At 66.2% G+C, this 18039-nt stretch carries 14 protein-coding genes and 1 pseudogene; 7 read left to right on the top strand and 8 right to left on the bottom strand.

Going from position 1 to position 18039, the window contains the following annotated elements; all coding sequences use genetic code 11:
* The 6 genes and pseudogenes from ACGLYG10_RS16410 to cas7g all read right to left on the bottom strand — a co-directional run.
* Positions 1-201, bottom strand: a pseudogene (locus ACGLYG10_RS16410) (hypothetical protein); the annotation flags it as partial.
* 79 nt (positions 202-280) lie between these two features.
* Positions 281-1897, bottom strand: coding sequence for a CRISPR-associated endonuclease Cas4/Cas1 (locus ACGLYG10_RS13895; RefSeq protein WP_073333301.1), 1617 nt, complete (start codon positions 1895-1897; stop codon positions 281-283).
* A gap of 167 nt (positions 1898-2064) precedes the next feature.
* Positions 2065-3117 carry a hypothetical protein gene (locus ACGLYG10_RS13900; protein ID WP_139241002.1) on the bottom strand — a complete coding sequence of 351 codons (1053 nt, stop codon included), beginning with the start codon at positions 3115-3117 and terminating at the stop codon, positions 2065-2067.
* 5 nt (positions 3118-3122) lie between these two features.
* Positions 3123-5846: a type I-G CRISPR-associated helicase/endonuclease Cas3g gene (cas3g, locus tag ACGLYG10_RS13905; RefSeq protein WP_073333306.1), complete on the bottom strand. Its 2724-nt coding sequence runs from the start codon at positions 5844-5846 to the stop codon at positions 3123-3125.
* A complete protein-coding gene (gene csb2 / locus ACGLYG10_RS13910; RefSeq protein WP_083565936.1) occupies positions 5833-7422 on the bottom strand; it encodes a type I-G CRISPR-associated protein Csb2 in 1590 nt (529 codons plus the stop codon). The genes cas3g and csb2 overlap by 14 nt, the downstream gene beginning before the upstream one ends.
* A complete protein-coding gene (gene cas7g / locus ACGLYG10_RS13915; protein WP_073333308.1) occupies positions 7419-8612 on the bottom strand; it encodes a type I-G CRISPR-associated RAMP protein Csb1/Cas7g in 1194 nt (397 codons plus the stop codon). The genes csb2 and cas7g overlap by 4 nt, the downstream gene beginning before the upstream one ends.
* Before the next feature lie 113 nt (positions 8613-8725).
* Here cas7g and ACGLYG10_RS13920 point away from each other — a divergent pair, with 113 nt between their 5' ends.
* Both ACGLYG10_RS13920 and ACGLYG10_RS13925 read left to right on the top strand, forming a co-directional pair.
* Entirely contained in the window at positions 8726-8908 is a 183-nt protein-coding gene (locus tag ACGLYG10_RS13920; RefSeq protein WP_139241003.1) for a type II toxin-antitoxin system YoeB family toxin, read from the top strand.
* A 28-nt stretch (positions 8909-8936) separates the two neighbouring features.
* Positions 8937-9206 (top strand): helix-turn-helix transcriptional regulator, encoded by a 270-nt coding sequence (locus ACGLYG10_RS13925; protein ID WP_244542691.1) that lies wholly within the window; start codon positions 8937-8939, stop codon positions 9204-9206.
* Positions 9207-9440: 234 nt separating this feature from the next.
* On the opposite strand, the gene ACGLYG10_RS13930 is transcribed toward ACGLYG10_RS13925, so the two are convergent.
* The gene (locus ACGLYG10_RS13930; protein WP_073333310.1) at positions 9441-10844 is read right to left on the bottom strand and encodes a uracil-xanthine permease family protein; all 1404 of its coding nucleotides are present in this window, start codon (positions 10842-10844) and stop codon (positions 9441-9443) included.
* 315 nt (positions 10845-11159) lie between these two features.
* Between ACGLYG10_RS13930 and ACGLYG10_RS13935 the strand changes: the two genes are divergently transcribed.
* The 3 genes from ACGLYG10_RS13935 to ACGLYG10_RS13945 all read left to right on the top strand — a co-directional run bounded on the left by ACGLYG10_RS13935 (position 11160) and on the right by ACGLYG10_RS13945 (position 14713).
* Positions 11160-11903, top strand: a complete 744-nt coding sequence (locus tag ACGLYG10_RS13935) for a DUF4956 domain-containing protein (RefSeq protein WP_083565937.1) — start codon at positions 11160-11162, stop codon at positions 11901-11903.
* Between the two features lie 61 nt (positions 11904-11964).
* The gene (locus ACGLYG10_RS13940) at positions 11965-12795 is read left to right on the top strand and encodes a polyphosphate polymerase domain-containing protein (protein WP_073333313.1); all 831 of its coding nucleotides are present in this window, start codon (positions 11965-11967) and stop codon (positions 12793-12795) included.
* A gap of 67 nt (positions 12796-12862) precedes the next feature.
* Positions 12863-14713 carry a carbohydrate-binding domain-containing protein gene (locus tag ACGLYG10_RS13945; protein WP_073333316.1) on the top strand — a complete coding sequence of 617 codons (1851 nt, stop codon included), beginning with the start codon at positions 12863-12865 and terminating at the stop codon, positions 14711-14713.
* A 173-nt stretch (positions 14714-14886) separates the two neighbouring features.
* On the opposite strand, the gene ACGLYG10_RS13950 is transcribed toward ACGLYG10_RS13945, so the two are convergent.
* Positions 14887-15849 (bottom strand): alpha/beta hydrolase, encoded by a 963-nt coding sequence (locus tag ACGLYG10_RS13950; RefSeq protein WP_073333318.1) that lies wholly within the window; start codon positions 15847-15849, stop codon positions 14887-14889.
* Between the two features lie 284 nt (positions 15850-16133).
* On the opposite strand from ACGLYG10_RS13950, the gene ACGLYG10_RS13955 reads away from it, so the two are divergent.
* Positions 16134-17324 carry an AAA family ATPase gene (locus ACGLYG10_RS13955; RefSeq protein WP_234415962.1) on the top strand — a complete coding sequence of 397 codons (1191 nt, stop codon included), beginning with the start codon at positions 16134-16136 and terminating at the stop codon, positions 17322-17324.
* Positions 17321-17983, top strand: a complete 663-nt coding sequence (locus ACGLYG10_RS13960; RefSeq protein ID WP_234415963.1) for a DUF4276 family protein — start codon at positions 17321-17323, stop codon at positions 17981-17983. The genes ACGLYG10_RS13955 and ACGLYG10_RS13960 overlap by 4 nt, the downstream gene beginning before the upstream one ends.
* The last annotated feature ends 56 nt before the right edge of the window (positions 17984-18039 follow it).

Consider the following 18039-nt stretch of genomic DNA (forward strand, 5'->3'; position numbering starts at 1 on the left):
GGTGTCAGGCCGGCCAGGTCCAGCACCCCCCTGGCCTCCCCGGATCTTCTCCCGCCCAGCCTGAATCAGGGCCGCCAGCTCCGCCTCATCGTGCGCCGAGCCCAGGTGCTCCACAACCCGGCGCACCCCGTGCTCCTTAGCCACGATCTGCACCGCCGTAGCACCAGAAGCGGTACGCACCTTACGAACATACGGGCTCACACACCATCACTCTACCGCCCACCGGATTAGTGCCCCACAACCACCAACCCAACCGCACCACACCAACGAAAAACCCCGATCACCCCAGCGACCTGTCAGGAGTCAGGTTATAGGAGCGCTGCGTACCGTCAATCGTTCCAAGCACGAGACGAGCCTGGACTTCGATCGCACGCCGCCAGGTCACGTCATAACCGAACACAGGGTGCTTGAACGAAGTCTCGATACGACGTTCAAAACCACTGATTAGCTGCTTTCTCCCGTGATCACTCAGGCGGCACGCACCCATGATCTCGGTGAAGTCACCCGAACCGACCTCACCGTTGCGGAAGGCACGCACAACCACGGAATCAGCCACTGGCGCCCGAAACTCTTCCATGAGATCAAGGGCCAACGCGGGCTTATTGCGAGAACTGGAGTGGAGAAATCCCGCATGCGGGTCAAGACCGCAGGCAACCAACCCACGAATACACTCCCCCAAAAGCAGAGCGTACGCGTAGTCAAGTGCCGCGTTAACGGGGTCGGGCGCCGGCCTGCGGTGACGGCCACCCCAACGGTTCGCCGCGAATGCGGCCGTCTTACCCTCGAGCATGGTGTCGAACGAATCAAAATACAACCCCGCAGCCTCACCCTCAGTTCCCATCAAGTCATTCAAAGACGACGCCACTAGAGCATCGCGCTGCAGCACTCGCATTCGGTCCACAGCCCTGGGCGCATCACCATTCCGCCTAAGCAGAGTGGCTTGATTCGCAATCTTCGCGGCCACCATCTGTTGGGCAATATCCAGCCTCCCACGGGCGCTGGCGACATGCTGTTGAACGCGTTGTAGACCGTTGGGAGAATCCGCTCCTTGCGACCATCCGATTACCCTTCCAGACCAAGAGCACCAGACCACACAACGGTCCCTCCAACACATCTCACGCAGCAGCGCAGATGACACATCGACGTTCCCGTGGACTACTATACCGAACACCCTCTCTAAAGGGATCGTCATTAGCGTGTCCCCCGCTTTGATAACCTCAACTCTGCCACTCCGGAGAGACGCCCTTGCACCCGGCGTAGCGAGGTGGAGAACCTGAGCATCAGGCAATGTTGCCACGATCCTCCGTCTAGCAGCCTCATATCGATGTTCGGAAGGCAGGCACACAGACACGTGTGAACACCAGCGGCATCGAGAGTCATCCTCCACCGGGGGTGGAGCCGTCGGCGAAGAAATGATGTGTCGAGTCTGCTCTACGGCTCGCTCGGCCTCTGCAAAGTCCTCTTCGTTCAGATGGACCTCCACCCTGCGGCGATGATTCGTGAAGTAGATTTGAGTCTCCGCAACCTGCTCCCCCATCTCTTCCAGGCACAGGACCTGTAATGCCAATTGGATTCTGTTGGCAGCTGTTACCTCCGGGCGCCGTCGCACAGGAGTCGCCTTATACTCCACTATCGTCAACGGGGCTCCGGGATCACCCTCCAGAACATCGCATCTGCCAGTCAGGCCCAGTCGGTCGCTGCGGACGCTGACGGCACGGTGCTCCTTCGCACGACTCTCCCCCGCCTGGTCCGCACGCCGATGAGCGTCAGTGCCCGCCTGCATTTGCGCCGTATCCGTCTTCTCCCCGACCGACTCCAACCACGTTCGCCGTGGACAGTAGACGGTATGAATGACGAGACTGATCGGGATCGCTTCTTGGCTCTCCGCACGGTTCATAAGTGTCTCCTTTGACGGCCTCAAGGGCCGGATCGCGGCATCAGGGACTTCCTGGCACCGCCGCGACGCTACGACCGATGTACGACATGAATCTGGGGAGGAACCCTCCTCAGGGTCCCTCCCCAGATTTTCCTGAGTTGCCGTCGTTGCTTCGGCATCGAAGCCGCTCAGCGCAGGGGCATGGCAGTGCCCTCTCCCAGATATCGCTCAGGAGCGTTCGGATTATCACTGACATTGACCTGGAAGGCGATGAGCGCCTCCGCGCCATGCGATACCAACCACGCCCGCGCCGTAGTTTCCTCTCCCACACCCGCCTCAGCACACCGCGCGAGCTGTTCGGAAAGAAGCATCGCACGCCACCGCCCCAGCGAGTACGCCCCCGTGAGCACCGGAAGCACCAACTTAGCGGGCATGAAGCGTCCTACCGGGAACGCCCCAGCGGTCACAGACGGCCTGTCAAAGCGATGAATGACCGGGAATGAGGCGATCCCCCACAGCCCGCACCAGGCAAGGGCACTGTCAGTGAACCGGGGCACCGTGAGCCCGGTGGCAGTCCGCGATTCGTCCGAACGATTCTTGGCGTAGGCCTCATCCACCAATGTTCGCCCGGTCAGTCCGCCTAACACAGTTGCGGGTTCCCGCTTGGCCACGATGCGTGCCAAGCCCCGCAGACGGTTGCCCACGAAGTCCTCGCCGCGGTTCCGCGTCTTCATCTCCCAGCGACTAGCGCCTTCGTCGGGCCTGGGGCCATTGGAGGCAATCCGCCAGTACGCGGGTTCACCTAAGGCGCCGATGAGTTCAAGATCAGCATCATGGCCGGGCGATGCAAGCTCCTGGTCGATACCCTCGTATCTCGCCTTCTGGAGCGTCTGCCACCGTGCAGCGATTTCCGCAGACGAAGGCGTGGGCGCGCCCTTCCCGCTTTTCGCTGCTGCCGATTTGATCCTCGGGCTGAACACCGCATTGGCGCCGGCCCAGGGGTCACCTTCGAGATCGGCATGGAGCCAACTCGCGTGCATCGCACGATCCTTCGCGTGCTGTTGAATCATGGCAGCGATCGTGGCATCGTCTTCCCCCTCCGCAGTGAGCTTCAGGCGCGGGGAAGTCGTATTCGTCCATCCAAGACGAACGCGCCGTGCGCCACTTCGTTCCAGTATGAGCGCCGCGCCCAACCCTGCGAAGGTGGTCAGCGCACTCGTGTACTCTCCGGCGAGTTCCATGCCGTTCACTTCCCTTCCGCTGAGACGGAGCAATCCGCAGCTCGTAGCATCGCCTCGAGGTAGGCGATCGCCCATTCGCCCCAGGCGCCGCCGGTGCGGGCAATGAGTGATTCCCACTCGCCTTCGCCCACGAGCTCTTCGAGAGCATCCAGATGTTCAGGTCCCGCGGTCTCGGGATCGTGATTGAACAGGGGTCTGCCTCTACCATGGCTGGTGCCGATGAGCCGCGCCACCAGTTCGCGCCGCTCGCCATCCGTGCAGGCTTCGTCCTGTGCCCAGTAGGCGGCTGCCGAAGCCAGCTCGTGCCGCCATCCCGGTGGCAGCCCCGCATCGGCCCATGCCCGCAGGATCGTCCGTCTGGAGCCGCCTCGGCTCTTGGCAACACGATCGGGAAATCCAGCCCGGCGCTTCAAGAAACGCTGGAATCGTTCATCCGCCTTGCCGACGTCGTGCCATCGACCGGCCTCGACCAGTGCCTCCACCAGTTCGGCGTCCAAGTCGACGCCGGTGGCCAGCTGCCGTGCGCGTGCGGCGACATCGGCGTTGTGCTGCTCGAGCAGCACCCACCCCGGGTTGCGAGAAAACGCCGACCGCATGCCTGACTCATCGTCCACGATGACACTGCTTCGGAACACCGCCCAGTCCGGCGCTGCTCCACTTCCGGGTTCCCAGCCCGGCGGCCACTCGACGTTTTGCTCCTGGTCGGCTTCCTCAAGCACCTGTTGACCAGGTACCGCAAACTCAAGGAGTTCTTCTGGGTCGGTGACGATCCGGAAGATGCCCTCGAGGTCGGACGCTGGTACAGCTTGGCACGTTTCGTCGCCGTCCGCGGTAATCACCCCGCTGGTGAAGAATCGCGCCTCCTCATCAACGACTAGCAAGTCACCCGGATGCAGATCGGGGGCCGCCGGCCGCTCTCCCTCCATTGCCGCGGCAAGCTGCACCTGCCAGTCAGGGACGGCATTGTCATCTCTCCACAGCACAGAGTGGCGCAGAAGCTCAGCCGTGTGTTCACTATTCGCCGCTGACTGGTTCTGCAACAGCTGCTCCACGGCATTACGCACGGTACCGATCAACGCCGGGAACACCTCACACGCTTGCGGCGGCACTGCCCGTACCAGTGCTTCGCAGGAATCGGCGTCGGGCAGCTCGGACAGTTTCCGCACAACTACCCCAACCTCCTCCGTCTCGGGTTCCAGCTCGTCACGAAGCCAGAGATCCAGCTCGGGTTCGACCACCAAATCCATGGACGTTTTAGACCACAGAGCCACGTCCCATGGCTCAGGACGCTGCCACAGGAGTCGTCGTGGCGTCTCCGGCTCGGGCGGATTCTCACTGACAGCGAGCGGCGAAAGGCTCCCCTGTGCCTCGCGCGCCAGAATCCACTGTCTGCCCCGAGCCAGATCGGCGCTGCGATAGGGCAGCACGTCTTTGTCCAAGTCGGTTTCCGGATACGGCCCGACGACGACGAATCGGCCCTGCTCGCGCCGGCCCAACCGGTTGACACGACCGGCCCTCTGCGCCAGAGCACTCCCAGAGGCCAGTTCGGTGACCATGGAGACCAGGTCCAGGTCCACTCCCACTTCTACGGTCTGGGTCGCCACCAGTACGTCGATCCGCTTGGAACCACGTGGGCTGAACAAACCGGGTTCCGTTACCTGGAGCCGGCGCAGGTCCCAGGGACGCATGCGCCCCACCCTGAGCGCACAGCTGAGGCCTTGGGACTCCAGCGCCTTACAGACCCGCACGGCGCTGTCTACACGGTTGAGAACGCAACCCACGGTTCGAGGGGCATGATCCCCGTCTGAGTGATCTGGGACCAGAGACTTCGCCTCCTGCACCGCTTTGACGACCTGGTCGACGACGTCGTCACGGTATGCGGTAGTCATCCTCCCGTTCTCGGGCCATGTGGCCGTAGGAATGTACTCGGCTACCTTGGCGGCCTGGACCCGGCGAGCCAGGGGCTCGTCATGATCCAGCGACTCCCGAGTGACTCCGATGGTCTGGCCGGTTCGCCGAGACGGCGTCGCCGTCATTTCCACCGCTTGTAGTACGGGTAGTCCGAGTTTCTCGGCGGTGTGCCCGCAGAACTCTGATACGCGCCTGGCGGTGACCATGATCTGGCGATTCAGATGCGCCTCGTCAACGACTACCGCTGCATCCACGGCGAGCATCCCCGCCAACCTTGGACGCGCGTATCTCGGTGCGCCGTATGACCGGAACAGAAGGGAGGACGCCCACATGGCCGCCGTCATGCACAACACTGCACAAGCCTCCGGGGCATTGAGCCAGGTACGATCCGTTGCAGCGGCGCCGCGCATAGTGGTCACCACCAGTGGCGAACGGTCTTCAGCGGCGTCCGGGCGCATACTCGCCAGAGCATCACGGACGCGCGTCAATACATTCGCGTTTCCAAGACCGGGTTGATCAAGCAAGGCCTTAACGCGCTCGGCCTTCTCCGCATGCGCATCGGTCAAGGCCCTGCGATTGACAACAACAGCGAGTCGCCGCGGAACACGCGCACCTCGACCTATGGCCGCCAGGGCGTTGGCGAACACGTGTACTTCAATGACGCTGGACTTGCCGGCACCTGTTGGGGCGGCAATCTGCTCGGGCCAGGTCCCATGGGACACCAAGTACTCGAGCAGTTCCTTCTGCCAGATAAATGGACGAACCCCTGAACCGTGAACCAACTCGAAGAAGTCGTCGAAATCCTCAATCTCCAGCATGGCTCCCTCTCCTGACGGCCGCCTGTGCCAACTCGAGGGGAAGGTCCACGGGCACGAGCAGCCCACCGCCGAGGTGGCGGCTCTGCCCGATGGCGGCCAACGTCCTATCGGCCAGCAGGTCTCCGACGTCGATCACCGCACGGTATGGCTGAGCCATCATGCCCTGCGGCATCTTGTGGGCATAGGCAGCAGGCCTGTCGGTGATCCGCTGATATCCAAGGACCCCGGCATGGTGATCGCGCACCTGCGAGACCAGGGACCGGTATCCCCGTTCACCCTTCGGCACACTCTTCAACGCCTCCCGCCGAACGAAACCGAGTGACAGCAGGATCGCGTCCTCGAACCGCCAATCACGGCGTTGCCTAACAACCTCGGGGACCGCCACCGGCGCAGGCGACCACATACGCGAGGTCCCCGGCCCGGGTGCCTTCCAGAAGTCTCCTGCGGAGACCACCTCATCCAGCGGGCGCAGCTTTGCCACGCCCCAGCGGGACTTGAGCCGCGTCATGCCGGTCAAGGCCGCAAGCACGACTGCGGTCTCATCGGCCTTGATTCCCCTGGGAAGCAAGACCAGGAAGACGCCGGGCGCCGACGTTGTGCTGCCCTCCAACGTGGACAGGGCCAGCACCGAGGCCGGCGCGTACTGGATCGCCAGGCGGTTGGCCGGTGGCGCGCCGTCAAGGTAGCGGCCGGTCACGACGGCGGGGGCGCCGTCACCGATCCGGGAGATCAGCGCACGGTGGAACGCGACGCACCAGTCCAGACGACGCGACGGTTCGATCTCCCCTCCAGAACCGTCGTCGGCCAGCAGGACAACCACTTCATTCCAAGGCGGCCCACTCACAGTTGCCCGTTCGGGCTCCGCCTCCACGTACTGAAGCATGCGCAGGCATTCGGTCGAGACAGGCTGCAGCCGGACCTCGTCTGCACTTGGTTTGAAGCGGTCCGCGCTCTTGGTGGGGGGCTTCTGAGGCCGGGCCTCGGCGTACAGTCGCGCCAGAGCATCCGCTCTTCCCGGGGCTGCCCCGACGAATTGCCTTCCACCACGGGTGAAGGGCGTGGCGTCCGGGTTCAGGCGCCAGTTGGGCGCTTTTGCGTCTACAGCTTCCCCCACTTCCATGACTACCGGGCTGTCGGTCTCCCCCAGGCAGGGCACATCCGCACACAACCGATCCAAGACAGTGCGGACTTCCGCAGGCATGTCATCCCAGATCCATTGCATCGGGCCACGGACGGCGACGCCGTCGGAGACTCTCTTGGAGGACCGCTTCGGCGCATTCTTTTCAATGACACCGGTATCCCGGTAGGCAACACGACCGCGTGCCTCCGAGTCGACCTCCATCGCCTCGGGCAACTTCAGTCCCGTTGGCGGATGCTCCTCGAGCCAGTTCAGGCAATGAATGACGTCGGGGATCAGCGCACCGTCGGAGCCCATTTCGGGACCCGTGTAGGCAGCGCTAACCAGTGCCGTGAACAGGCGTGCCGGCGAGGGATAGAAGTCCACTCCGCCGTCGGGGGCGTGACCGTGGTAGACGCCCAGGGGGAACCGGGCGGTAATGGCGATCGGCGTCATCATTCGTCCCGTGAATCATCGCTGGCGGCCGCCAGGATCGCGGGGTTGCCGTCCACCGCCAGCACCGAACCGTCCCACTTCAGTCCGGCTGTCTGCTCCGCGTGGGCGATCGCCTCAGCCAGCAGCTCCTGTGCTTGCTCGATGGTGAGCGGGTCGAAGGTCTCCTCCTGACCGTAGCGCTTGTCGAGCTTGACCACCGGCGCGCCCGCCTCTCTGAGGTCGCAGTTCGCCCGTAGAAGCAGCTCCGCATCGGCACGCGCCAACCCGTCCAGAGCCAAGGCGGCCAGGACCGCCCTGCAAGCAACATCCCCTGCGGGGGAATCGCTGTCGAAGCGCAGGGCCCGCAGCGCGGCGAAGCTCAAAACGTGGGAGCGGATGATCGCCTGGCAGGCGACCCCTCCCAGCTGTTCCAGGCTCGGGGGAATCCCGCCGATACCCAGACGCGCCAGCCCCTCGGTCTCATCCTTGCCCACCGACTTCTCATAGGTCTTCTTCGACAACTCGTCCTTCTGCGCATCGGCAATCGCCTTCCGCCCGGCCTTGTCGAGCTCGATCTTGGCGCCCAACGGGTCGATGCGGGCGCCTCCGCGCTTGGACTGGTGGGACTTCGGGTTGCCGTCTTGGTCAGCGAGGATACCGATGATCTCTCCCACGAGAATGCTCCGGTAACGCCCCTGGTGGCTCTTCCTGCTTGCGTCCCATCCGCCAAGCAGGAGCGTCATGGGGCTGCGCTCCAGGAGTGGGCGCGCATGCGTGATGGTTGCGTCGCGCAGAGCGCGGTACTCGTCAGCATCCGTTGCAGGACGGCCATTGATCGTCCCGGCGCGAATCTGCCCATCGAAGGCGCGATGAGGTAGCTCGAGATCGCTGAAGACCTGTCCGTCGGAGAATCGCAGCTCAATCCGGGGAAGACGCGACAGGACCGCGTCGCCGTCCGCGATGGCCGTTGCTACTGCGTCCTCGAGCCGGTTGTTCTGGGACTGCTTGGAGTCAATGACTACCGCGTCGACCGCCTTGCCTCCCCAGAATCGCCTCTCGTATGCGAACACGCTGTTGCTGCGCTCGGAGAACTTGGCCGGTGCTACCGACGCATGTGGCCCGGCCGCGGGTTCCAGCGGCGTGACGGAGGTCAGGACGCTGGCGCCTCCCCGGCTGCAGGCGTCCAGCAGGTGTTGCAGAGTGATCGTAGGCATGAGTTGTCTCCTTCACAGCTCTCGTAGTCGTACGGTCAGGACGTGCCACCAAGTCTGCCGCGAGCCTCCGACACGAATCCGCGGTCGTTGACTGCGTGCATCCGCGAGCGACCATGGCACACCACCCCGACTCCTTCGATGACCTGTTGGCCGGTACCGGCCGCTGGGAGCGTCTGAGGGCTGACCGTTCTGGGCAATGGTCTGCACGTCTGGACAAGAACTGGCGTCTCATCGTCATTGATGAGGGTGGCAGCCCAGTCGTTGCGCGCGTCACCGACATCGTCGACTACCACTAGCCTGCTTCCGCACCGGAAAGGAGGCAAGATGAGTCGCTTGCCGAACTACATCGTCCCTACCGGGGATTTCATCCAGGAATGGATGGATGACGAGGGGATCAACACGGTCGAACTCGCCCGTAGGCTCGAGGTCGCACCTGAGTGTGTCAATGAGCTCCTGCGCGGCGAAGCTCCACTGTCGCCAAGTATGGCCCGTCGGCTTGAGAGCGTAACCGGCGTCCCGTCCCGAATCTGGAACCTGCATGAGGCCGGTTACCGCCGGGCCCTGGCACGACTGAACAGCACTCCGGCGGCCTGAGCCGACGCTCGCAGCGATCCTTTCCCAAGCTAGGGGACGTGCTGATGCATTGCACGACCTTGGGGTGTGTTCCACGACCCCGGGGTGGTCGTGGAACACACCCCAAGGTCGTAAAACGTGCCCCAAGGTCGTGGAACGTCCAGCCGGAGGGACAGGTGCGAACTCGCATCGTGCACCACCCTCTCCAAGAAGCCAGCACACGGAGCCCGACGCCTCTGCCCGCCCGCACCGCTTTCAGCCCTGCCGACGGGCCCGTTTGGCGTAGGCCGGGCCCTCGAGTTCGGTGCCCGCGGGCGCCGACGCCGGTGAGGCCTCCTCCAGGTTCGTGCCCCGGGCCCGGGAGATGGCGCGCATGGCGTGGTAGACGACGATCGCGGCCAGCGAGCCCAGCGCGATTCCCGCGAAGGTCATGTCGCCCCAGCTGAAGGTGTAGTCGGCGATGGCCACCACCATGGCGACCGCCGCGGTGTTGAGGTTGACCGGGTCGGAGAAGTCCACGCGGTTCTGCACCCAGATGCGCACCCCGAGCATGCCGATCATGCCGTACAGGACCGTCGCCGCCCCGCCCAGGACGCCGGCGGGAATGGTGGCGATGATGACGCCGAACTTCGGCAGCAGGGACAGGCCCAGAGCCGTCACGGCCGCCACGATGTAGGCGGCCGTGGAGTAGACGCGGGTGGCGGCCATGACGCCGATGTTCTCCGCGTAGGTGGTCGTGCCCGAGCCGCCGCCCACGCCCGCGAACATGGTCGACAGCCCGTCCGCGAACAGCGCGCGGCCGGTGACGTCGTCGAGGTTCTCCCCGGTCATGGCGGCCACGGACTTCACGTGCCCGATGTTCTCCGCGACCAGCACCAGCACCACCGGGATGAACAGGCCCAGGAGGCTGACGTCGAAGGCGGGCGCCCGGAACTCGGGCACGCCGAGCCAGCCGGTCTGGGCGATCTGGGAGAAGTCGACCTCTCCCCGCACACAGGCGGTGGCATAGCCGATCAGCACGCCGATGAGGATCGACAGCCGCCCGATGATGCCCTTGAACAGCACCGTGATCACCAGGATCGACACGATCGTCACCAGGGCGGTCACCGGGGCGGTCTTGACGTTGTTCCAGGCGCTCGGAGCGAGGTTGAAGCCGATCAGGGAGACGATGGCGCCGGTGACGATCGGCGGCATGAGCCGGTCGATCCATCCGGTTCCGGCCACGTGGACGATCACGCCGATGACCGCCAGCAACGCGCCGACGGAGATGATCCCGCCCTGCGCGAGGGACGCCTTCGCCTCGTCCAGCGGCGCGCCCGCGTCCGCCGCATACCCGGTCACGGCGCCGATCGGCGCGATCAGGGCGAAGGAGGAGCCGAGGTAGCTGGGCAGGCGGCCCGCGGTGATGAGGATGAACAGCAGCGTGCCCAGCCCGGTGAAGAACAGGGTGGTGGACGGGTTGAAGCCCGTCAGCAGCGGCACCAGGAAGGTGGCGCCGAACATGGCGACGACGTGCTGCACGCCGATGCCGACGGTGCGGGGCCAGCTCAGCCGCTCGGCGGGGGTGACGACCTCGCCGGGGGCGATAGAGCGGCCATCGCCGTGGAGGGTCCAGCCGTGGAAGCGGCGATTCTGCTTGGGTGGCTGCTTGGAGGGCACGTCGGCTCCTGTCGCGTGGGGGAAGGGGACCGGCACGCGGAGAAGCGACCCCGCACGCCGGAGCGGCAGGGCCCGGCAGAGTCCTGCCGGGGCCACAGTCTAGAAGCCGCCGCCGACGCCCATATGAACTGTCCACGCCCGCCACCGACGTCGTCGGCACCCGCCGACGGCGACGCCGGCCCGCTCCTCCCGGCGCGCATCCGGTCACATACCTCCACGACACGACTTTCACAGGGCGCGCATAGCCTCGCCTCTTAGCGTGGAACGCGGTCCGGGACGGCCCACGCCGTCCTCCCCCACAACCGGAAGCAGCCAATGTCTCCCAGCACTCTTGCCTACATCGCCGTCGACCTGGTCGCCCTGGTCGTCCTCGTCGGCGCCCTGTACACCCGCCGTCATGCCCGCAAGGACCTGGTGGCCGCCTACGCCGGCGTCAACGTCGGCGTCCTGGCGGTCACGCTCCTGCTGTCGACGGCGTCGGTCGGCGCCGGCCTGGGACTGGGCCTGTTCGGCGTGCTGTCGATCATCCGCCTGCGCTCCACCGAGCTGGCCCAGCACGAGGTCGCCTACTTCTTCGCCGCCCTGGCCCTGGGCCTGCTCGGCGGCATCACCGCCGCACCGCTGGCGCTGACGGCCCTGCTGATGGCGCTCGTCGTCGCCTCCCTGTGGATCGGCGACCACCCGGCACTCATGCGCCGGAGCCGCCACCAGATCATCATGCTGGACCGCGCCATCACCGACGAGGACGCGCTCATCACCCACCTGGAGCAGCTGCTGGACGCGCAGGTGCGCTCGGTGGAGGTGCAGCGCCTCGACCTGGTCGACGACACCACGCTCGTCGACGCCCGCTTCCGCCTGCACCCAACGGGACACTCGCGGGCGACGACGGCGTCGGCTCAGCCCGCCGCGAGCGCGCCCGCCCCGGCGCCGGCGCCCCCATCCGCACCTTCGTCTCATGCCTCCCGTCCCCAGCACGCCGCCGCGGCCGCTCCGACGGACACCGCCGACTACGTCTTCCCGCCCGTGGTGCAGCCCGTGGCCCAGCCCGCCGGCCGCTGAACCCGGACCAGAGGACGGACAAGCCACGCCACGGACCGCGCAGCCACAGGAGTCACCCCTCATGAATCAGCACCTGCACACCGGCCAACTGGCAACAACCACACTGGACGAGCTCAACGCCGCCGCCGGCCTGCTCACCCGCGTGGACCGCAAGTACCTGCTACCCCTGACCACGGCCCAGGCGGTCGTCGACGCGCTGGAGGGGCAGGCACGCGCACTGGCCATCGACGGCCAGCGCCGCTTCGCCTACGCCTCCGCCTACTTCGACACCCCCGGCCTGGACGCCTACCTGCTGGCCGCCCGCAAGCGCCGTCGTCGCTTCAAGGTGCGCACCCGCTCCTACCTGGACTCCGGAACCTGCTTCCTGGAGGTCAAGACCCGCGGCGCGCGCGGCGCGACGGTCAAGCAGCGCATGCCCTACGCGCTCGACGACGCCGACCGGCTCACCGCCGAGGGGCGCGCCTTCGTGGCGGGCTGCCTGGAGCGGGCACAGGTCTACTCGCCGGGACACGCCGCGGCGCTCGCCGACTCGCTGGTGCCGGTGCTGGCGACCTCCTACGAACGCACCACCCTGCACCTGCCGCAGGCCCGCGCCCGGGTCACGGTGGACACGGGTCTGACGTGGACCGATCTGAGCGCCGACGGCGCGCCCGTGCGGGAGGCGTCGGCCGACGGGTTGGTGATCGTCGAGACCAAGAACCCGGCCACGCCGTCGCCCGCCGACCGGCTGCTGTGGGCGCAGGGGCACCGCCCGGCCAAGATCTCCAAGTTCGCCACCGGCATGGCGCTGCTCCACCCGGAGCTGCCCTCCAACAAGTGGCACCGAGTGCTGGGGCGCGAGTTGGCCGACGCCCAGGACTCTCAACTCGGCCGTCTGGCCTTCGCCGCCTGACGGCGCCCGCCGCGCACCGGCGTTCCCGGACCACCAGGCACACCACCACTCACGAGGACTCCACCACATGAAGAACCCGCTCAAACACCTGCACCGCATCACGCGCACCGGCGCCATCCGGGCGCTGGCCGCCCTCGCCGCCGTGGCGCTGGTAGCCGGCTGCTCCACCGGCACCGCTACCTCCAGCGCCTCCACCGGCCTCGCCTCCGGAACCGCCTGGACCACGATCACCAGCGAGGTGGCCACGGCGTCCACCGGCGCCGGCGTCGCCGAGATCCTGGCCGCGAACGCCGACACCTCCGAGGCGGTCGCCGCCGTCACCACGGACGACGACGCCGGCACCTATGACGCCGCCTCCGCCACCACGATCACCCTGTCCGGCGACTCGGCGAGCGTCGACGGCGACGGGACAGCCGGCGTGAGTGTCGACGGCGGCGACATCACCATCACCGCCTCCGGCACCTATGTGCTGTCCGGCGAGCTCACGGACGGCCAGGTGATCGTGAACGCCGACGACGCCGAGGTGCGCCTGGTGCTCGACGGCGCAGCAATCACCAACGCCGACGGTCCGGCCATTGACATTCAGGATGCGGGCAGCGCCGTCGTCGTGCTGGCCGAGGGGTCGGAGAACACGCTCACCGACGGGGAGACCTACGCCGACACCAGCGAGGACGCCCCCACCGCGGCCCTGTTCTCCTCCGACACCGTGGTGATCACCGGCACCGGCTCGCTGACCGTGACCGGCAACCACAACGACGCCATCTCCTCCAAGAACGGCCTGGTCATCCAGGGCGCGCCCGCGCTCACGGTGGACGCCGTCGACGACGGCATCCGCGGCAAGGACTACCTGGTCGTCTCCGGCGGCACCATCACCGTCACCGCCGGTGGGGACGGGCTGAAGTCCACCGAGGACGACGACGAGACCAAGGGCTTCATAGCCCTGGGGGCGGCCGACATCACCATCACCTCCGGCGACGACGGCGTGTCCGCGACCACCGACGTCACCGTGGATGGCACTACGTTGGCCGTAACCGCGGGCGGCGGGCAGGCGAACGCCGTCCAGGAGGAGGGCTTCGGCGGCATGGGCGGCATGCCCGGCCAGCAGGGTGAGGCCGGCGCGCAGCCCGAGCAGCAGGCACAGCCGCAGGACCAGCAGGCGGGCGACGCGACTGAACCAGCGGGCGACGCCGCCACCGCCGTCGCCACGGATGCCGCCACGGATGATGACGAGGACGAGTCCGGCGTCGACGAGGCCACCAAGCCCAAGGGCATCAACGCCGGCGTCAGCTACACGCAGGAGGACGGCACCGTAACCCTGGACGCCGCGGACGAGGGCCTCCAGGGGGCCTTCATCAACATCGCCGGCGGGGCCCTGACGATCACCTCCGGCGACGACGGCATCAACGCCACCAACGGCGACTATGTGATCGAGGGGCATGAGAACGTCGACTCCGAGGGCGACGACGGTGCGGTGCTGACGATCTCCGGCGGGCAGGTGCAGGTGTCCTTCACCTATTCCGACGGCATCGACTCCAACGGGTCGGCGTACATCACCGGCGGGCAGGTGGTCGTCTCCGGCCAGGCGGGCTCCGTGGACGGGGCGGTGGACGTCAACGGCGAGAGCCAGGTCGTTGGCATCACCGGCTCCCCGAGCGTGTCGGCGGGCGACACCATCACCGTGACCGGCGCGGACGGCAGCTCCTGGGAGATGACCAGCGTCTTCACCTCGCAGTACCTCACCGTGCTGGGCCTGACCGAGGGCGCGGAGTACACCGTGGCCACCACCTCGGGCGGCTCGGCCACCGGCACCGCCGCGGCGCTCAGCTCGGACATGGGCGGAGGAATGGGTGGCGGCATGGGAGGCCAGGCGCCGTCCGACGACGTCGGCGGCCGGGGCAGGGCGGGCGGCCAAGGCTGACGCACGGCCCCCGTCTACTACGCCACTTCGGTGTTGGGTACGCCGGTTAGGTGTCCGTTGAAGGCCTGTCAGCCATTCAGCAGACCCCTAACCGGCGTTGTAGACGCTGAACCGGCGTAGCAGACGGCTTCGGAGTGTCGGAGAAACCGCGAGCTACGGCAGCGGGCCACGACCTAGGTCAGGTGCTCCTTGAGGAAGGCGTCGACGACGTCGAGCACGCCGTCCTGCCAGAAGGGGGCGCCGCCGTGGTCGGCGCCGGCCAGCCGGTAGAAGGTGACGTCCTGGCCTTTGGCCTGCAGGTCCTGCACCAGCCAGACGGACTGGGAGAAGTTGACGATGCGGTCCTTGTCCCCATGGATCACCAGCAGCGGCGGCAGAGCGCGCCGCGAGGCATGCGGCACGTGATCCATGATGACGGTAGGGGCGACGAGTTCGGGATGCTCGTCCACCCGCACCCGGCCAATGAGCCAGCCCTCGGGAGAATCGGCCTCCAAATGGTCCTGAATGGACAGGTACTCGTTCATCCGCCCGATGTGGGTGGGGCCGTAGTAGTCAACGAAGGCCCTCAGGCCCAGCCCCTCGGTGACGAGCTCGTCGGAGAAGGCGGGATCGTCGTCGGCGCCGCCCGTACCGGTGGCCCAGGTCATCAGGGTGGTGTGCCCGCCGGAGGAGTCGCCCCACATGGCCATGCGATTGACGTCGACGTGGTACTCGGCGGCGTGTGCGCGCAGCCAGCGCACCGCCGTCTTGGCGTCCTTGGCCTGGGCGGGGAAGGGCGCGACCTCGCTGCCGCGGTACTCGACGATGGCGATCACGTACCCGCGGGCGGCGAAGGCCACCAGGTTGCCCAGTTCATGGCCGAGCTGCTGAGTGTGGAAGGCCGAGCCCTGCACATACAGGATGGTGGGGTAGAAGTCGGTCGCGGTGTCGGGGAAGGCGGCCCGACGCGGCGGCATGATGATCTGCAGGTGGAGCGTGCGGCCGGACTTCTCGGCGTAGGGCACGTTCAGGTGGACCTCCCCGTAGCGGGGTTCGTCCACCGCGGGCAGCGTACGCATGCCGGGCACGGCCAGCTCGGAGGCGGGGAAGTCGGCGGGCTCGACGAGCCGGGGCGGGGTGAATAGGAAGTCGGTCATGGCGTGCTCCATGTCAGTAGGACGGCGTCGGCCGCGGCACAAGCCATCATGCCTCCCCGGGGATGCCGCACACCATCGTTGCAGGAAGGACAGTGCTCGCCGCCTCGTGCCGTCGCGACCGGCTCAACACCGCACAACAACTGGTAAGTACGTTCCAGCGCTTTTTATACGTACTGGCGTCATGAGCATGCTGAGCATGACAGACGTCCGACGTGCGCCGGAACGGTGGCACGTTCCCACTGCGGCCGCGACGACGGGCAGTGGAGTCGCAGTAGAGTCTTGGCATGGTCTCCATGGACGACGCCACCGCACCGCTCGGCGGACTGAGTGTGGAGGGCTACGCGTCGATCAGTAGAGTGAACTTGGAACTCACCAGCGCAGTCACCGTGCTCATCGGCGCCAACGGGGCGGGCAAGTCGAACCTCGTCAGCGCACTCGAGGTCATCTCCCGCGTTTGGGATAACACCTTCCAGGACTACCTGGTGCGCCACGGCGGCCTGCCGGCGCTGCTGCACACGGATGCGGCGGCATCATTCGATGAAGCCACCTTTGAAATACGCGGTCTGCCCGATGCGCAGAACCATTCCACCGGCTACCGCGTACGCCTGCGGGTGGACCGCAACAGCGAGGAGCAGGCCGCACTCGTCACCGAGGACTTCCTGTTCCACGACCGCACCAAGTACCCAGAGCCCTACAACGAGCACGTGTCATGGCGGGTGGCACGCAGTCGGGCCGCCTCCTTCCTCACCGCCGATGACCCTGAGGACGGCAAGCTGCAACGCTTCGCACGCTATGTGGCTCCGCTGGTCTCCGGGTGCCGGGTCTTTCACTTCGACGACGTCTCCCCCGAGGCACCGCCACGTTCCTTCTCCGAGGTTGGCGACGACATCGCCTTGCGCGCCAACGCCGAGAACATCGCCGCCTACCTGCTGCGCATTCGGGACGACCATCCGCAGCACTATCAGCGAATCGTGGCAACCATACGTCTGGCAGCACCGTTCTTCGAGGACTTCGTGCTCCAACCCAACCGAAACGACCAGCTACGCCTGCGCTGGCGTCAGCGGGGCCTGGACCGGGTGTTCCAGCCACGCTCCCTGAGCGACGGCACCCTGCGTTTCATCTGTCTGGCGACTCTGCTGCTCGGCCCGGATCTGCCGGCGACGATCGTGCTCGATGAGCCGGAGTTGGGGCTGCACCCGGCAGCGATAGGCCTACTTGCCGAGATGGTGCACGCGGCCGCCGACGACGGACACCGAATCCTGTTGGCAACGCAGTCGGTGCCGTTGCTGTCACAGTTCTCCCTGGAAGAAGTAGCCGTGCTGAACCGGGTGGGCGGCAACACCACCATCAGCCGTCCGAATCCCGATGAACTCACCGGTTTCCTCGAGGAGTATTCGGTGGGCAGCCTGTGGGAGATGAACCTGCTGCGCGGACGCCCCGCACCCGAGACTCTGTCCGGGGAGGCGGAGCGATGAGTATCCGTTGGGTAGCGCTCCTAGTTGAAGGACAGACCGAAGAGGCCTTCGCTAATACAGTGTTGGCTCCAACCGCCGAGTCTCAGGGAGTGTCCCTGACCCCCATGGTTGTGAAAACCTCGGCCACGCCCACTGGCTCACATAAAGGAGGCGGTGGCTGGCAGGGATACGACCGCATGCTTCGTAATCTGTTACGGCAACCGCATTGGCGCCGCGTGGGGTTGATGATCGACTACTACGGTTACCCACCGGGAGCCCCCGGACAGAATGGCCGCCGGTCTGACGCCAATGACCGCCACCAACTCACCGAGGCGCTCACTTCGCACTACGTCGATCCTGCTGCGGCCGATCGGTTCTGTCCGCTGATCATCAAGCATGAGTTCGAGTCCCTGGTACTCGCAGCCATCGACGGCGGAGCAGGCGATGAGATCATTCCCAGCCAGGCGCTGCGTTCCCTCCGCGCCGCCATAAAGCTTGCGGGCACTCCGGAGGATGTGAACAACGGCGCGAGCACAAGCCCATCCAAGCGGCTCAAACGCGCATTCCCCCGCTACAGCAAAACCGTGGACGGCATAACCCTGATCCAACAGGTTGGTCTGACGGCCATCCTTGAACGCTGCCCGGTCTTCTCCGCCTGGTGGCGGGAACTGCTCGCCTGAGGCACCCCGTCCGCTTCGCCACTTCGGCGTTAACAACGCCAGTTAACCGTCTGCTG

The sequence above is a fragment of the Actinomyces glycerinitolerans genome (genome assembly GCF_900098745.1).
Classification (GTDB): Bacteria; Actinomycetota; Actinomycetes; order Actinomycetales; family Actinomycetaceae; genus Actinomyces; species Actinomyces glycerinitolerans.

Bases quoted from the DNA above. Each gene is read 5' to 3' on its own strand.
- ACGLYG10_RS13895 (WP_073333301.1), bottom strand. From the start codon at position 1,897: ATGAACCGTGCGGAGAGCCAAGAAGCGATCCCGATCAGTCTCGTCATT.
- ACGLYG10_RS13900 (WP_139241002.1), bottom strand. From the start codon at position 3,117: ATGGAACTCGCCGGAGAGTACACGAGTGCGCTGACCACCTTCGCAGGG.
- cas3g (WP_073333306.1), bottom strand. From the start codon at position 5,846: ATGCTGGAGATTGAGGATTTCGACGACTTCTTCGAGTTGGTTCACGGT.
- csb2 (WP_083565936.1), bottom strand. From the start codon at position 7,422: ATGATGACGCCGATCGCCATTACCGCCCGGTTCCCCCTGGGCGTCTAC.
- cas7g (WP_073333308.1), bottom strand. From the start codon at position 8,612: ATGCCTACGATCACTCTGCAACACCTGCTGGACGCCTGCAGCCGGGGA.
- ACGLYG10_RS13920 (WP_139241003.1), top strand. From the start codon at position 8,726: ATGGCACACCACCCCGACTCCTTCGATGACCTGTTGGCCGGTACCGGC.
- ACGLYG10_RS13925 (WP_244542691.1), top strand. From the start codon at position 8,937: ATGAGTCGCTTGCCGAACTACATCGTCCCTACCGGGGATTTCATCCAG.
- ACGLYG10_RS13935 (WP_083565937.1), top strand. From the start codon at position 11,160: ATGTCTCCCAGCACTCTTGCCTACATCGCCGTCGACCTGGTCGCCCTG.
- ACGLYG10_RS13940 (WP_073333313.1), top strand. From the start codon at position 11,965: ATGAATCAGCACCTGCACACCGGCCAACTGGCAACAACCACACTGGAC.
- ACGLYG10_RS13945 (WP_073333316.1), top strand. From the start codon at position 12,863: ATGAAGAACCCGCTCAAACACCTGCACCGCATCACGCGCACCGGCGCC.
- ACGLYG10_RS13950 (WP_073333318.1), bottom strand. From the start codon at position 15,849: ATGACCGACTTCCTATTCACCCCGCCCCGGCTCGTCGAGCCCGCCGAC.
- ACGLYG10_RS13955 (WP_234415962.1), top strand. From the start codon at position 16,134: ATGGTCTCCATGGACGACGCCACCGCACCGCTCGGCGGACTGAGTGTG.
- ACGLYG10_RS13960 (WP_234415963.1), top strand. From the start codon at position 17,321: ATGAGTATCCGTTGGGTAGCGCTCCTAGTTGAAGGACAGACCGAAGAG.